Genomic DNA, 15,539 nt, shown 5'->3' with positions numbered 1-15,539 from the left:
ATCGTATATGGTCGACATATATACCTCCTTTTCCTCGAGATTAAGGGATAAAGGCCGGCTCGCGAACGTACCTCCAACCCTTTGCTTTCTTTAACCTGAGAATACCACAGGCAAAAATAACGGTCAATGGTTTGTGGGCTGAAAGAACTTGACTTCCCGGCCTGTTCCCGATAAAACATGGCAGGAAAAAGAGGGAAGGTGCCATATGAAAAAGATTTGCCTTATCGGCCTCGCGTTTCTGGGGGTTATTCTCTTCGCCGCCCCGGGCCGATGCGACGAGAAGCCGAATTCTACCGTGGGAGAAGTGAAAACCGCCGGTCCCGCCAAGGCCAGGAGAGCCAAGACGGAGGGTCGGAGGGGAGGTACCTTTGTCGGTGCGGTGGTGTGGGCGGACACCGGCACCAAATCGATCACCCTCAAGGGGAGGGGGAAAATCGTTACCTTTGATGCCTCGAATCCCACCTTCAGGGGCTATCGGAGCCTTGGGGACGTGAGGGAGGGGAGCTATTGTGCGGTCTCCTATACGTCTACAGGCTTAAGGATATCACGGGCCACGAGAGGAGAAGCCGCTCTCGAACCAGCTCCTGATATACCCACTGCCATGAAAACGGCAAAAAAGGATTCGAAAAAGCGAATTGCCCGAATTGCGCAGAAGGGCACGGGCTTTTATGACGTAGATGAAAATAAGGACGGTAAAGTAACCGCCGTCGAGATGAGCGTGGTCGTATCGGACCTCACTATGGACCGGTTCAAGAATTACGATAAAAATGGCGACGGCTGCCTCAGCGAGCCCGAATACAGGGCCGCTCTTCGAAATCGTTGATCCGGGGCAGGGTCTCCCGACAATATCAGGCGCGGGCGACTTTCCTCTTCTTGCGGACCTGGGCCGGTTTTTTTAAGGTCTTTTTATAAGGTTTCTCGATCGCATCCGCGTAGGCGAGAACGGCACGGACGTAATTGTCGCAGTGATTGTACGCATAAATTGCCTTCTTCATCTTCTCCGGATGACCGGAGGCCCAGCCATGTCCCGCGAGATATTTCGCAATGCTGGCCATTGCGTCGGTAAATTGGAAGAGATCTACCCTTCCGTCATTATTCCCGTCAGCCCCGAAAGAGAGATAGGAACTGGGGATAAACTGGCAGAGGCCGAAGGCGCCTGCCCATGAGCCTTTAATTGAGAGGGGATCGATCTTCTCCGACCTGCTCAGGACAAGGAGGCTGACCAGCTCCCTGTCCGCCCATTCGGACCTCCTGTTCTCAAACAATGATAAGGTGAGAAGACTGTTGAATACAGGGTAGGTCCCCACGTATCTGCCGAAGTTGGTCTCTACGCGATAGACGGCGATGAGCACCTCCGGTTCCACCTTATATCTGGCGCCGATATCGACGAGCAGAGATTTGTTGCTCTTCAGGACCGCCTTTCCCCGTTCCACCGAGTCCCGCGTCAGGAGCCCGAATTTCTTGTTGAAATAATCGAGTCCTTTCCCTTTCTTCTCAAGAATCTCCGGGTAGAGCGTAACCCGGGGGTCTGAAAAGAGAGGCGCCAGATCATCGGAACTAAAGCCTTTTTCTTTAAGGGATTGGCAGAGGGACCCCTTCCTGCTGCATATATCTTCCTCTGTATAGCAATAGGATGAGGACGACGCGCACAAAAGGATGGCAATGAATAAGAGAAAACCGGGCAGGGCTTTTTTCATTAAAGATATCGCTCCTTTGCTCATCGGGTCACCTGGCCGCCCGGGCAAGCTTTGTGGCAAAGATGCTTATGAGCCCGCCCATCATAAAATAGCCGGTGAACACTTCCAGTCCTGTGAGAAAAAGGGCCACAGGCGTGCGGGGTATGATATCCCCGAAGCCGAGGGTAGAAAAGGTTACCACGCTGAAATACATCATTGAGCCCAACTCGAAACGGAGCGTGGCAAGATGAAAATCATGAGGTCCGAGGATGAGGTAGGCGAGGCCGAAGAGAAAGATGATCATGCACGACCAGAACCCCCACCTGACGAAGGATCTCCCGCAATCGGCGAAAAGCCACCAGATTGCGCAGATTATCCTGCCTTTTCGTGTTTCCATCAGCTCTTCAAGAAAGTCCTGACCCTTCATGAAACTCGCGAACTTTTGGCTTCCGTAGCAGGCCACATGTGCCCCTTTGCACCGCATGGTGGTATCCAGAAGGATACTGTCCCGGTTTTTCCAGATCTTTCGGGGGCTGAATCGCGCCTTCTTCAGGACCTTCCAAAAAACGGCGTCGTCGAACTTGACGGCGGAGACATTGGCCCTCTCGAGGTTCACCGCCGTCAGGTTTGCCCCGTGAAGGTTTGCGTTCGTGAAATCGGCGCCGGTGCAGTCGGAAAAGGCAAGAAAGGCTTTTTCAAGATGGGCGTGAGAACAATTCGCTTTCCGGAGATTCGCGTCTTCGAGGGATGCGCCTTTCAAGTGGGCGCCCCTGATGTCGGCCCCCCGGAGACTCGCAAAGGGAAGGACCGCGTTCTCCATGCGTGCAAAGGCCATATGACATTTATAGAGATTTGCATTCGTAAGATCGGCATGATCGAGATTGGCGTGTGATAGGTTCGCATCTCTGAGAACTGCGGAGGAGAGATTTGCTCTTTCAAGGCGTGCTCCTGAGAAATTCGCTTTTGCGAGATTTGCGCGGGAGAAGTCGATTCCCCTGAGATCCCTCTTTTCCAGACCAGCCCCGTTCAGATCGATGGCTTCGTCCCTGTGGGTTTCTCGCCATCCGTTCCATTCTTTGACGCCCAGGTTCAGTAGGGCCAGGTGTTCTTCTCTCGCCACGCCCCCTCCTTGCTCCGTTGCATACCCTCTAAATATCTAGCCTCACTCGCGAAGGAAAAGCAATAACAAAAGTGGCCGACCAAGATCAATAGCGCCTCCCCATAATGGCGGTCCGCGGCCCACATTGTATATATTGAATATATTGATTTTTTGTGGTTCTTCTATTACAATGCTAAAAATAGAAGAATAAGGAGATGCCATGGAGATACGCACGACTGAAACAAATAACGCGATCATCCTTTCAGTACAGGGGAGGATGGATGCAGTCACCTCTCCCCAGTTCGACAAGGCCTTTTCGGAATTGGTGGCAAAGGGCAACCGTTCTTTTCTTCTCGACATGGACAGTCTCGAGTACATAAGCAGCGCGGGCTTGAGGAGTATTCTGGCCGCCGCCAAGCAGATAAAGGAAAAACAGGGGACCATACTCTTCGCCGCCTTGCATGGGCCCGTGGAAGAGGTGTTTAAGATATCGGGCTTTTACTCCATTTTTCAGGTTTTTGCGTCAAAGGAGGATGCCCTTGCCCATCTGTGATGGCATGCGGTTTCCGTTCACCGCCTCTCTTCCGGCAACGGCAGGCTAAGAATCCCTGATGAATGCATTATCTCATGCGGTGGTCGCCGCGAAACTGGAGAATCTCGAAGCCCTCATTTCCCACGTGGCCGAAAGCGCCCGGGATGCCGGATTTGACTCAAAACGCATCTCCGAACTGCAGATTGCCGCCGAAGAGGCCCTCGTGAATGTAATGAGCTATGCCTATGAATCTGAAGGGGGGGACGTGGATGTGGCGTGCGGCCCCACTGAACACGATCGATTCATGATCGAGATATCGGACAAAGGTGCTCCTTTCGACCCCCTTTCCGCAGTCGAGCCCGATACGTCGGCTGATGTGACGGAACGAAAAATCGGGGGGTTGGGCATCCTGCTCATCAGGAAGCTGATGGACGAGGTGCGCTACCGGCATGAAGACGGAAAAAACATTCTCACTCTTCTGATACGAAAGGGAAGGAACCCGGGGGATTAACCCGAGCCGCAGTAATTCTTTTTGACATGACAAGAAAAAGGGGATAATTGATGAGAACCGACCAAGAGAGATCGATCCTGGCAGTGCCGAACGACCTCGGGTATTTGCCCGCCATTCAGGCATACGCCGGTGAGATCGCAAAAAAACTGGGTTTCAGCCCTTCCGACACGGCTAAGATCATCCTTGCCCTGGAGGAAGCAGTGGTCAACGTGGTGGAGCATGCCTTCGAGGCAGGTGAAAAGGAATCTTACGAAGTCATTTTCGAGCCCGTAACCGCGGGGGTGAGGATCATCATAAAGGACAAGGGCATGCCCTTCGATCCCAGCATGGTGCCTGAATATGCAACCCCTGTCGACGTCGATCAGGTCCCCACGGGTCTCGGCTCCCACCTCATGAAGACAAGCGTCGATGAATTCGAGTTCCATAACCTCGGCCGTGAGGGTAAGGAAATCCACCTCATTAAGTTTCTGCCCTTCAAGAGCGTGGTCGATCTCCACGAGGCTTCCCAGCTCACGCGGTATGAACCCGAAAAAGAAAAGGTCGAAGAGAAGAAAGCCTATGAGCTGAGATCGATGCTTCTCTCCGAATCGCTCGAGGTCTCGAGACTCTTTTACCGGGCCTACGGGTACTCCTACGGAATCGAATCGATCTACTACCCCGACAGGTTTACCAGGCTTCACGAAGACGGCACCATCGCATCGGTGGTCACCGTTGCGGATGGAGAAGTGGTGGGACACGTTGCCCTCGTGAAGGAACACAGGGAGAGCATTATCGCCGAGGCGGCCATGGCCGTGGTGAGGCCTGATTTCCGCGGACAGGGATGCCAGAACGGCATGCTCAGCGCCCTGGTGGACAAAGCCCACGAGATCGGATTGGCGGCCATTTTCAGCAAGGCGGTGACGAACCACCCCTACGCCCAGAAAGCAGGGCAGAAGGCAGGGTTCAAAAGGTGTGCCCTTGTCCTCGGCCTTATTCCGGCGGACAGGTCATTCAAGGGTATCCACGCAGCCCTCTCCCAGAGGGAAACAGTCATTTACGGTTTTATGCCTCTCAAGAACCCCCAGGGTATCACGATTTATCCGCCCCCCCAGCACGCGGAATTTATCGAATACCTTTATCACAATCTCGGTCTCGACCGGACCATGGGTACAAGCCCCGCACCGGAAGCGGTGAATGCCGGCGCAGGAGACGGCACATCAAAAATAACCACCACGGTGGTCTCTACCTATAACAGGGCAATTATCACGATCGAGAGATATGGCGAGCATATCGCGGATGAAGTGAAGGTCATTCTGAAAGACCTCTGTCTCAAGAAGATAGACCAGATTACTTTCTATCTCCCCCTCGAAAATCCGGCCACCCCTTCGATGTGCGGCGAATTCGAGAAACTTGGCTTCTTTTTCGGCGGGGTCCTCCCCTTCTATGACCTTGGGGATGCCCTTATTCTTCAGTATCTCAATAATGTCTCCATAGACTACAGCAGGATTCAAGTCGCCTCCGAGGCCGCCGAAAAGATCGTGGCCTACATAAAAGCACGTGATCCTAATCAAAATGCCTGAATCTTAGGCTTTATCTTTTGCTGTCTTACGAGTAAAGAGCACATGAGGGCGATGGCGCAGACGAGCCCGCCCAGAATGTAAGCGTTTTGAAACCCCCCGAGGAGAAGGTCCGGGGGGACTTTACTCATCTCCATACCCGCTGCTTTCGGCGGCAGGGAAAGAGAAAAGACCGTTTCGAAAAGGGCAACCCCGAATACCATTCCAAGGTTCATGACCGTATTGAATACACCCGAGGCGCTGCCCTGCTTTCCCTCCAGGGCGAACATCATAACTTGCTTATTATTGGGCGAGAAAAAGAGGACATAGGAAAAGCCGAGCCATATGAGGAAGACGAAGGCCGGCACCAGACCGTGAAAGGGAAGGGTAAAGGCGAAGGTGAAGGCGCACAGAGATGCGGAAAGCATGGCGATGGTGCAAAGAATCCGGGGTGCGACCCTGTCCGCGAGCTTTCCCGCCGGAGAAGAGCAGAAGACATAAATGAGTGAATAGGTGAGGATCACAAGCCCCGTCTCCTTGGTATTCAACCCTTTCACGAACTCCAGGTAAAAGGGGAGAAGGAAGGCATTACCGGTGATCAGAATATAGGCCATAAAGGTGGCGACGATCGTAAGGGTGAAACGCATATTGGTGAAAAAATGCAGGTCGAGCAAGGGGTCCTTGCATGTTTTCTCCCTTTTTATAAAGAGGACGAAAAGAATGGCGGCCACAAGGAACGTAAGACCTACCTGGGGCGACGTCCATCCGAGCTTCCTGCCTACATTCAGCGCATAGAGCAAGGCAAGGAGGCCGAGAAAACTGAGGACCGCGCCGGGAATGTCGAAGCTCTTTCCCCCGGCCGCGCTGCCGGCTTCAGCCGGGTCCTCTTTTGGGATCATCTTCAGGGCCACGATTATGGCGAGAATGCCAACGGGCACATTGATATAGAATATCCAATGCCATGAGAGATAGGCGGTGATGATGCCGCCCAGGGGCGCGCCCGTGGCGACTCCGAGGGCCGAGCTTGTGGACGTGATGCCGAAGGCCCATCCCGTGATGTTCTGAGGAAGAAATTTCGAGATGATCGCATATCCGGAAGCGAGGAGCATTGCGCTTCCGATGGCCTGAACGCAGCGGAAGGCCACCAGTACATGAATGTTTTGGGAAAAACCGCAGAGCATGGAGCCGAAGACGAACAGGGAATAGCCCGCGATGAAAATCCTCTTGAGCCCGATCTTGTCGGCGAGCCGTCCGAAAAGGAGAAGGGTGCTCGTAATGATAAGCAGGTAGACCACTACGACCCTCGAGACATCGCCTGTTCCGATGTGGAAATTTTCCGCGATGGTGGGCAGCGAGATATTGACGATGTAATTATTGAGCCGCGACATGAATGAGCAGAAGGCAACGCTGATAACTATCCAGAGCTGGGTTGATCTGTCTGTGACGAACCGGTTTTCCATACGTTTTGCGCCTATAGGTTGTAGACTATCGGGGCCTCTTTTTCAACTGGTTTTTTTCTTATCCTTTATATTAGAGGTCCCATCTGGTATGATTTTTTTCATGATACGCCTCGGAATCGATCTCGGAGGGACGAAAATAGAGATCGTCGCACTCGGTCAGAAGGGAGAGGAAATTCTTCGAAGGCGTGTGCCTACTCCCACGGGAGATTACGGGGCCATCCTGAGGGTTATCGGAGGTCTCGTGCGTGACGCGGAAGAAGAGCTTGGTGAGACGGGGACCGTGGGAATAGGCACTCCCGGGTCTCTCTCCGGAAAAACGGGTCTTCTCAGGAACTCGAACTCCCAGTGCCTTAACGACCGCCCTCTCCTCGACGATCTTATCCGTCTCCTGAAGCGCCCCATCCGGATGAGCAACGATGCAAACTGTTTCGCCCTTTCCGAGGTGGCCCACGGAGCGGGTCAGGGCGCTCATGTGGTCTTCGGTGTCATTGTGGGCACCGGCACGGGAGCGGGCATAGTAGTCGGGGGCAGGGTCCTGGAAGGTTGTAACGCCATAGCGGGGGAGTGGGGTCATAATCCGCTGCCCTGGCCCGGGGCCGATGAGATCCCCGGTCAGCAATGCTATTGCGGGAAGAGGGGATGCATCGAGACGTACCTTTCCGGGCCCGGTATGGCGCGGGATCATTTTCCGGCCACCGGGAAACGAATGGAACCTGCCCTGATTGTAAAGGAAGCCGAAAAAGGGGACGGCCAATGCGAAGCAACCCTCGCGCGGTATGAGGACAGAATGGCCCGGTCTCTTGCCCAAGTAATAAACCTCCTCGACCCGGACACCATTGTTCTCGGGGGAGGGATGTCGAAGATCGCGAGGCTCTATAAGAACGTCCCTCTCCTCTGGGGCAAATACATATTTTCAGATGCGGTACAGACCCGGCTTCTGCCTCCAAAGTACGGGGATTCGAGCGGCGTTCGGGGGGCCGCCCTCCTCTGGGACGTCGACGCGTCTGAACAATGAGGAACCCGGGTCGCGGGGAAAGGCATCGCCAGACATCTGGTCTTTCAATTCATTGACACCCTACAATCAAAATGTTAGATTTGCCGAGGCCGGAAAAAGGGACATTTACTCTCGGTTCTTACCCTGACGAAGATGGTCGAGGAGGGCTTCTCATGAAAATGAAACTGTGGATTTATACGTGTATCGTGGTCAGTCTGATTTTCGTCTCCGGTTGCCAGAAAGGGGGAGACGACACGATAAAGGTCGGACTCATCGCGGAGCTTACCGGCGATATCCCCGCGGTCGGGGCATCCTGTAAGAACGCGGCGGAGATGGCCGTGAAAGAGATAAACGAGTCGGGCGGCATCGATGTGGGGGGAAAGAAATACAAGGTACAGCTTTTCGTGGAAGATAGCGCAAGCAAGCCTGACCAGGCGGCTTCGGCGGCCCAGAAGCTGATAACCCAACAGAACGTCCTTGCCATAATCGGACCCAATTCGACGAGCAACGCCCTGCCTGCCTCGGAAATCGCGGAGAGCTCGAAGGTCGTGCTCATCTCGCCGTGGTCCACAAATCCCAAGACCACCCTCGACGCAAAAGGGGGCGCCCCGAAGCAGTTTGTCTTCCGGGCCTGCTTCATCGATCCTTTTCAGGGCGGCGTGGTGGCGAAGTTCGCGCGAGAGAGCCTGAAGGCCAAAAAGGCGGCGGTCCTCTACGATGTTGCCTCCGATTACAATAAGGGTATTGCAGAGTTCTTCAAGAAGACCTTCGAGGAAAAGGGAGGCCAGGTGACGGCCTTCGAGACCTATACAACCAACGACAAGGACTTTTCCGCCCAGCTCACGAAAATAAAGAGCACCGGGCCCGATATCATCTTTCTCCCCAATTACTACAACGAGGTGCCCCTCCAGGTGCAGCAGGCCCACAGGCTTGGGATCAAGAGTATCTTTATTGGCAGCGATTCCTGGGGCAGCCAGGACTTGACGAAGCTTTGCGGCAAAGATTGCGACGGGTACTATTTCAGCACCCATTATTCGGCTGAGTCCGCGTCGCCCGCAGCGAAAAAATTTATTCAGGCCTATACGTCCGGATACGGCAATACGCCGGATGACGTGGCAGCCCTCACGTACGATTCCTTCGGGCTCTTCCGGCAGGCCCTTTCAGGATTGGCCAAACCCGATCGACAGTCACTCCGTGACGGTTTGACAAAGATCGCCGAATATAAAGGTGTCACGGGTGACATGCGCTTCCAGCCCGGTTCCGGAGACCCAGTCAAAGGGGCGGTGATCATGCAGATCAAGGATGGAAAATTTGCCTGGTTTACCGATGCCAAGCCATGATGGTGGGCGTGGGGGAGCATGAGACTACCCGGTTGCTCCGTGCCCCATCCCGGCTGATATGACCTACCTGCTCCAGCAGACCCTGAACGCCCTGCAGCTCGGCAGCATCTATGCCCTTATCGCCCTGGGCTACACCATGGTCTACGGTATACTGACCATGATCAACTTTGCCCACGGTGATTTCTTCATGGTGGGCGCTTTTGTCTGTTTTGTGGTGGTCACCTTTCTCGACCTGCCCTTTCTCCCGGCGCTGCTGCTCTCCATGGCTGGCGTCACGGTCCTGGGGGTTATGGTGGAGCGCGTGGCCTACAAGCCTCTGCGCCAGGCGCCAAGGGTCTCCGCCATTATCACCGCCCTCGGGGTAGGCATCTTCCTCGAGAATTTCACACTCGCCCTCAATCCCTATCCGAAGCATATCCCCCCGCTCATCGCCAATACGAGCTGGACCTTCGGAGGCATCACCATCTCGTCGCTCCAGTGCACCATCATCATCCTCTCCATCGTCCTCATGGTGCTTCTCGATTTCCTCGTACAGCGCACCAAGGTGGGCATGGCCATGCGCGCCATCTCGTGGGACAAGGCCGTGGTGCCCCTTATGGGGGTGCCGGTAAATTTCGTAATCTCCATTACCTTTGCCGTGGGCAGCGGGCTCGGAGGGGCAGCGGGCATGATGTACGGCATGGCCTATCCGGTGATCGACCCTTACATGGGCATCATGGTGGGATGGAAGGCCTTCATCTCGGCCGTGGTGGGTGGGATCGGCAATGTTCGGGGCGCCATGATAGGCGGCTATATCCTCGGCGTCCTCGAGATCATGGTGGCCGCTTTTCTTCCCTCCACCTACCGGGATTTTGTCGCTTTTTCCCTGCTCATAGTGCTGCTCATATTCAGGCCCTACGGGATTTTCGGGAAACCCCGGCCCCAGAAGGTATAGGGTCATGACTTTTCGCGGTTCAGGAGGTATATCCGGCATAATCCCGGCATGGGCGAGGACACACGCCCATTTGCCCCTTATTCTCCTGGCAGCAGGCTTCTGCCTCTCCTTTGCCATACCTCATTTCAATATTCTCGATCCCTATGTGCAGCTCATCCTCATGTATATGGGTGTCAATATTATCCTTACCCTGAGCCTCAATCTCGTGAACGGGTATATGGGTGAATTTTCCGTGGGACACGCGGGTTTTATGTGCACGGGGGCCTATATCTCCTCCATCCTCACGGTCAGGGTCTTCTCCGCGGGAAGCGGGCCGTGGACCTTTCCGGCGGCGATCATCGCGGGAGGGGCCGCTGCCGCCGTTCTGGGACTCATAGTCGCCATCCCTTCCTTCAGGACCAGGGGCGATTATCTTGCCATCGTCACCCTTGCCTTCAATATGATCGTGAAGTCGGCGCTGGAGAATATCAATGCCGTGGGAGGGGCCCGCGGATTTCTCGGGATGGAGAAGCTTACCGTGCTTCCCTGGGTCTTCTGCTGGACCGTTCTCAGCGTCTGGGTGATGCGGAATTTCATCTATTCAAACTTCGGAAGAGGGGTTCTCTCCATACGGGAAGACGAGGTGGCGAGCGAACTGATGAGCGTAAATACGCGGCAGGTGAAGCTCCTTGCCTTTGTAGTCTCTTCCTTCTTTGCGGGCATAGGGGGAGGTCTCTTCGCCCATCTCCTTCAGTTCATCAATCCCCGTATGTTCGATATTATCAAGTCGACCGAGATGCTGATCATGGTCTATCTGGGCGGCATCGGGTCAATTGCAGGCTCGATCCTCGGCGCGGTTGTCTATACCTTTCTCATTGAAGCGCTACGGCCCCTGGGCATCTGGCGCATGGTGATAATGCCGCTCCTCCTCGTCCTCCTCATGCTCTTCAGGCCGAGGGGCATCATGGGATTGAAGGAATTTTCGTGGTTCGTCCCGAAGGCAGACCGTATGATCGCGAAATCGAAGATCCCGGAAGGGAGGAAGTCCGGGAAATGACCATCCTCAAGGCAAGCCACCTCACCCATTATTTCGGGGGCCTCTGCGCGGTATCCGATTTCAACCTCGACCTCGAGCCCCATGAGCTGCTTGGAATTATAGGCCCCAACGGGGCGGGCAAAACGACCCTCTTCAATATTATCACCGGTGTCTACAGGCCCTCTCAGGGCAGTATGCTTTTTGGGGGAGAGGAGATCGCGGGCTTGGCCCCCCATCGCATTACCGCCATGGGCATCGCCCGGACCTTTCAGAATATCCGTCTCTTCAACGATCTTTCGGTACTCGAAAACATCACCATTGCCCAATACGGAACAACCCTCTACAACCCCTTTGAAGCCCTCTTTCACATGGGCAGATACCGGAAAGAAGAGGCGCGGATTCGCGGCCGTGCCCACGAACTACTCACCCTCTTCAAGCTCGACGGTCTTTCGGAGGAGCGGGCGAGAAATCTGCCCTATGGACTCCAGCGGCGCCTCGAGATCGTACGGGCCCTTGCCGCGGGACCGAAACTCCTTCTCCTCGATGAACCGGCGGCAGGCATGAACCCAAATGAAGTAGACGCACTTCTGGAGTTTATCCAGTGGATACGCAAGGAATTCTCCCTGACGATCATTCTCATCGAGCATCAGATGCGGTTGGTCATGTCCGTCTGCGAAAGGCTCAAAGTACTCGATTTCGGCACGACCATCGCCGAGGGGCTGCCGGCGGAGATCCAGGACAACCCGAGGGTCCTCACCGCTTACCTCGGTGAAAAGGTGCCGGTATGACCCAAAAGGTCCTCGAAGTGGTCAATCTCACCGTAGCTTACGATTCCATCAATGCAGTGAACGGCATCTCCTTCGAAGTGAACCAGGGCGAGATCGTCACCCTCATCGGGGCGAACGGGGCGGGAAAGACATCGACCCTCAAGGCCCTCTCCGGTCTCCTTCCGTGTGGCGGCGACATCCGGTACAACGGCCATAGTCTGAGGAAAGTGCCGCCCCACAAGATTGTGGAAATGGGTATTGCCCACGTGCCGGAGGGAAGGGGTATATTCGGAAATCTTACTGTGGTGGAGAACCTGAAACTCGCCACCTGGCAACGGAAGGACAAAGAGGAGGTAAAAAAGGATTTCAATCACGTCCTCGAGCTTTTCCCGATCCTGGGTAAGAGGAAAAACCAGCCCGGAGGAACTCTTTCCGGAGGTGAGCAACAGATGCTGGCCCTCGGCCGCGCCCTTATGAGCAGGGGCAGTCTTATGCTCCTGGACGAGCCGTCCATGGGCCTTGCCCCGGTCCTCGTGTTGGAGGTTTTCCGCATGCTCTCCCACATCAACAAAGAGGGCACTACCCTTCTTCTCGTGGAGCAAAACGCGAACATGGCCCTCCAGCTCGCCTCCCGGGCATATGTGCTGGAGACAGGCCGCATCACTCTGAGCGGAACGGGACGGGAGCTGATTGAAAATCCCCGGGTGAAAGAGGCTTATCTCGGGGCATAGAGGAGAGTGCGGCGGACCATCACCTGAAGTAGTGATAGATCAGGTCCAGACGGCCGCGCTTAATGAGGGCGAGTCCCGAATACTTCATGATCTCCCTGATTTTCTGCCTGTAATCGTCCCGGTAGCACTGGGTTTCACATTTCTTGCACATCGGCTTCGGGTCATGAGGGCATCTGAGCCTCATGGCAAGTCCGTATCTCATAAGCGTATTGCACTCGGGACAGAGAAGCACCGGTCTTTTGCCGGGCCTTTCCGTCATGATCCCTTTAAAAACGAAAGGAAATTTATCGGCATCGTGATGGGCGCGGCAGTAGAGGGCGACAAATTTCAGGAGTACTGCTATGTCGGCTTCTTCTCTGTCAGATATCTTCTTCATCCCTTTTCTCTCTACGATTATATCACAGGAGACGGGTAAAATCCTTGACATGAATCAAATCGTTGCCTTGCCTACCATTCTTCCCCTGCAGGATGTATAATATACGGGCATCCCGGAAAGGGACGAAGACGCCGCGATAAAGGTGAACTCTGCCATTCATGAAGATTATTGTGGATATAGATAATACACTCTGGGACTTTGCCCCGGTCCTCTATGACTACCTCAAAGAGACGGGTCCCGGGATCCCGCCCATCGAGAAGTGGGGCGCATGGAAATTCTGGGAAGGGGAGATGAGCTCGAGGACTTTCTATACAATTTTGAGAAGGTTGCATATGGACCAGGAAAAATTCGAGCCTTACGCGGACGCCTCCTGGTTTCTCAATTCCCTGAGGGAGAGGGGGTTCCATATTCTTATTGCCAGCCACAGGGAGAAGGATACCTATGAGCCCACCGCGCGCTGGCTCAGAAAATTTAATCTCTATTTCGACGAGCTCCATGTGCTGAGCGATAAGGCGAAACTCTTCGAGGGCGTTTTCGGAATCGTCGACGACAGTCCGATTACCCTTGCGAAAGCGGCCCGGGCAGGGATCGTCGCCACGGGTCTTCTTTTTCCATGGAACGAGGGCCTGGGATACGACCTCTTCCGAAGCCTCAGGGAAATACTTGAGTACATAGATTTAATGAGCAGCCGGAATTATAGGGAGCCATCCCGGGGTTCCGTTGACGTACAGGCGCCTTCGCGGTTCATTAATACGGTAGATCATAAAGAGGTTTCATCAAAGGATGGTGAGTAATGGTTGATTTGAAGAGCACGTTAAACAGTCCCATTGACGAAAGCCCCCGCCCCTTATACACGCGGAAGCAGATCGGCCACGGGATGACTCTTATCGTGGCTGCGGGACTGGCCTGCATAATTTACCTCATGAGCCAGAGAGGGGTTAAGAGTATATTCGTCTTCTATACGGTGGTGCTCGCCTGTCTCGCCCTCCTGTTTTCGAGCATGACCGTCACCGTGGCAGGGGGCGTATTGACCGTCAAGTTCGGGATGGGCCTGATCCGGAAGAGATTTATCCTCTCCGACATCGCATCGTGCAGGGTAGTGACAAACCCCTGGTACTATGGCTGGGGCATCCGCCGCATTCCGGGGGGCTGGTTTTTCGGCGTGGCAGGCAAATCTGCCCTGGAGCTGACCATGAGATCGGGAAAGCGGTTCAGGATCGGTAGCCCCGATCCTGAAGAATTGAAGAATGCCATCGAAGACGCAGATAAGGGATAAGAAGTCGGGCCTGCCGCACCTTTTCGATCTCACCATGGGGGGTCGGTGATGGTGGAAGGGTTTTGGCAATAGGAGGCGGCGCGACAGGCCCGGGTTAGGCATGATTACGGGTAATCGAATCCATCGCCTTTCCCTGGAGGTCACCTTATTGATTCGTGCTGATCCTCCACATTCTTCGCTATGACAAGGAGCGTAATGCCCCTTGTCATAGCGAAACGGCTTAGGGATGGGTCTTGATATAATCGAGACAGAATTTCATGGTCTCGTCGCCGGGAAGACCTTTCGCCTTCATGGCCTTTACATACTTCTCCTGAATGGGTTTCATCTTGGCGGCAGTTTTTGCCTCTTCTTCCTTCGAAGCCTTGATGAATTTCACGCCCTTCTGGATGGCGTATTCCTTTGCTTCTTTATCGAGCTGGTTCCAGAGCTTGCCCTGTTTCTCGATCCACTCTTCGTTAACTTTCTCGATGGTCGCCTGGTCTTCCCTGGACAGGGAGTTCCACTTGTTCTTGTTCATGACGACGTACATGGAGGTCATATAGGAGACGGCATAGTTCTCGAGGCTTGTCTTTACCACCTCTCCGAATCTCCACCCTTTAAGTGCCTCGATGGGCAGCAGGATGCCTTCGCAGAGGCCCTTCTGTAAGGCGTCATAGGTCTCCGTGATAGGCATCGTCACCGGGGCGCCTCCTACGGCGCTCACGATGTCGGCGTTCTCCGCATTTGCCTTGATTCTCAATCCCTTGATATCGTCAATCGAGTTGATGACTTTCTTGGTATGGAAGATGCCGGGGGCTGCGCCATGAAGGTACATGACCTTCACGTCGTCGAATTCCTTTGGTTTGAACTTCTGGTAGTACGCGTTTGCAAGCTTGGTCGCCTGGTAGCCGCTCGTATAGCCCAGGGGCTGCTGGAGCACTTCACTTAAGGGGAGCCTGCCCGGGGCATAAGCGAGAAGGGCCTGGCCCACATCGGCAATCCCTTTTACCGTGCTGTCGTAGGTTTGCATGGGGGGCGTAAGGGTGCCTCCTGCGAAATAGGTGAATTTAACCCTTCCGTTGGTCCTCTTCTCTATTTCCTTGCACCACTCGTCCGAAAGTTTGCTGATGGGATGGACAGGGGGAAAGAAGTTCGAGTACCGGAGTTTGACGACCTTTTCCTGTGCGTGAGCAGGGTATGAACCGAAGAGAAGCACTGCCATAATCATGCCTGAACAGAGCCACATGGTGCCAAAACGCTTCTTCATGGTGACCTCCATAATATAGTGTAGTGTCCTTATGCGGCCTTAAGGCC

At 54.4% G+C, this 15,539-nt stretch carries 17 protein-coding genes; 12 read left to right on the top strand and 5 right to left on the bottom strand.

What is annotated here, in order from left to right; all coding sequences use genetic code 11:
- Nucleotides 1-205: 205 nt before the first annotated feature.
- Nucleotides 206-823 carry a hypothetical protein gene (locus VGJ94_05645; protein HEY3276084.1) on the top strand — a complete coding sequence of 206 codons (618 nt, stop codon included), beginning with the start codon at nt 206-208 and terminating at the stop codon, nt 821-823.
- 25 nt (nt 824-848) lie between these two features.
- Here VGJ94_05645 and VGJ94_05640 read toward each other — a convergent pair whose 3' ends face one another.
- Nucleotides 849-1,697 (bottom strand): lytic murein transglycosylase, encoded by an 849-nt coding sequence (locus VGJ94_05640; GenBank protein HEY3276083.1) that lies wholly within the window; start codon nt 1,695-1,697, stop codon nt 849-851.
- Nucleotides 1,698-1,725: 28 nt separating this feature from the next.
- Nucleotides 1,726-2,796: a pentapeptide repeat-containing protein gene (locus VGJ94_05635; protein ID HEY3276082.1), complete on the bottom strand. Its 1,071-nt coding sequence runs from the start codon at nt 2,794-2,796 to the stop codon at nt 1,726-1,728.
- Nucleotides 2,797-2,995: 199 nt separating this feature from the next.
- Between VGJ94_05635 and VGJ94_05630 the strand changes: the two genes are divergently transcribed.
- The 3 genes from VGJ94_05630 to VGJ94_05620 are packed head-to-tail and all read left to right on the top strand — an operon-like array spanning nt 2,996 to nt 5,377.
- Entirely contained in the window at nt 2,996-3,328 is a 333-nt protein-coding gene (locus VGJ94_05630) for an STAS domain-containing protein (protein HEY3276081.1), read from the top strand.
- 58 nt (nt 3,329-3,386) lie between these two features.
- Nucleotides 3,387-3,818, top strand: a complete 432-nt coding sequence (locus VGJ94_05625; GenBank protein HEY3276080.1) for an ATP-binding protein — start codon at nt 3,387-3,389, stop codon at nt 3,816-3,818.
- A 50-nt stretch (nt 3,819-3,868) separates the two neighbouring features.
- Nucleotides 3,869-5,377, top strand: coding sequence for a GNAT family N-acetyltransferase (locus VGJ94_05620; GenBank protein ID HEY3276079.1), 1,509 nt, complete (start codon nt 3,869-3,871; stop codon nt 5,375-5,377).
- Here VGJ94_05620 and VGJ94_05615 read toward each other — a convergent pair.
- Nucleotides 5,365-6,813 (bottom strand): MFS transporter, encoded by a 1,449-nt coding sequence (locus VGJ94_05615; protein HEY3276078.1) that lies wholly within the window; start codon nt 6,811-6,813, stop codon nt 5,365-5,367. The genes VGJ94_05620 and VGJ94_05615 overlap by 13 nt on opposite strands.
- Before the next feature lie 100 nt (nt 6,814-6,913).
- Between VGJ94_05615 and VGJ94_05610 the strand changes: the two genes are divergently transcribed.
- From VGJ94_05610 to VGJ94_05585, 6 genes are all read left to right on the top strand, one after another.
- Complete coding sequence (locus VGJ94_05610) at nt 6,914-7,828, top strand: ROK family protein (GenBank protein ID HEY3276077.1); 915 nt, start codon at nt 6,914-6,916, stop codon at nt 7,826-7,828.
- Nucleotides 7,829-7,980: 152 nt separating this feature from the next.
- Nucleotides 7,981-9,147 (top strand): ABC transporter substrate-binding protein, encoded by a 1,167-nt coding sequence (locus VGJ94_05605; protein HEY3276076.1) that lies wholly within the window; start codon nt 7,981-7,983, stop codon nt 9,145-9,147.
- Between the two features lie 58 nt (nt 9,148-9,205).
- A complete protein-coding gene (locus VGJ94_05600; protein HEY3276075.1) occupies nt 9,206-10,081 on the top strand; it encodes a branched-chain amino acid ABC transporter permease in 876 nt (291 codons plus the stop codon).
- 4 nt (nt 10,082-10,085) lie between these two features.
- A complete protein-coding gene (locus VGJ94_05595; protein HEY3276074.1) occupies nt 10,086-11,117 on the top strand; it encodes a branched-chain amino acid ABC transporter permease in 1,032 nt (343 codons plus the stop codon).
- A complete protein-coding gene (locus VGJ94_05590) occupies nt 11,114-11,884 on the top strand; it encodes an ABC transporter ATP-binding protein (GenBank protein HEY3276073.1) in 771 nt (256 codons plus the stop codon). Before VGJ94_05595 ends, VGJ94_05590 begins: the two co-directional genes overlap by 4 nt.
- Nucleotides 11,881-12,594 carry an ABC transporter ATP-binding protein gene (locus VGJ94_05585; GenBank protein ID HEY3276072.1) on the top strand — a complete coding sequence of 238 codons (714 nt, stop codon included), beginning with the start codon at nt 11,881-11,883 and terminating at the stop codon, nt 12,592-12,594. Before VGJ94_05590 ends, VGJ94_05585 begins: the two co-directional genes overlap by 4 nt.
- Nucleotides 12,595-12,613: 19 nt before the next feature.
- On the opposite strand, the gene VGJ94_05580 is transcribed toward VGJ94_05585, so the two are convergent.
- Nucleotides 12,614-12,970 (bottom strand): nitrous oxide-stimulated promoter family protein, encoded by a 357-nt coding sequence (locus VGJ94_05580; protein HEY3276071.1) that lies wholly within the window; start codon nt 12,968-12,970, stop codon nt 12,614-12,616.
- Between the two features lie 158 nt (nt 12,971-13,128).
- On the opposite strand from VGJ94_05580, the gene VGJ94_05575 reads away from it, so the two are divergent.
- Both VGJ94_05575 and VGJ94_05570 read left to right on the top strand, forming a co-directional pair.
- Entirely contained in the window at nt 13,129-13,764 is a 636-nt protein-coding gene (locus tag VGJ94_05575) for a hypothetical protein (GenBank protein HEY3276070.1), read from the top strand.
- Nucleotides 13,764-14,246, top strand: coding sequence for a hypothetical protein (locus tag VGJ94_05570; protein ID HEY3276069.1), 483 nt, complete (start codon nt 13,764-13,766; stop codon nt 14,244-14,246). Before VGJ94_05575 ends, VGJ94_05570 begins: the two co-directional genes overlap by 1 nt.
- A 220-nt stretch (nt 14,247-14,466) precedes the next feature.
- On the opposite strand, the gene VGJ94_05565 is transcribed toward VGJ94_05570, so the two are convergent.
- Nucleotides 14,467-15,492 carry a TRAP transporter substrate-binding protein gene (locus VGJ94_05565; GenBank protein HEY3276068.1) on the bottom strand — a complete coding sequence of 342 codons (1,026 nt, stop codon included), beginning with the start codon at nt 15,490-15,492 and terminating at the stop codon, nt 14,467-14,469.
- Nucleotides 15,493-15,539: the final 47 nt, after the last annotated feature.

The sequence above is a fragment of the Syntrophorhabdaceae bacterium genome, from assembly GCA_036504895.1.
In the GTDB taxonomy this organism is placed as follows: domain Bacteria; phylum Desulfobacterota; class Syntrophorhabdia; order Syntrophorhabdales; family Syntrophorhabdaceae; genus PNOM01.
The sequence above is the reverse complement of the archived record's forward strand: the minus strand, read 5'-3'. Positions and strand labels throughout refer to the sequence as shown.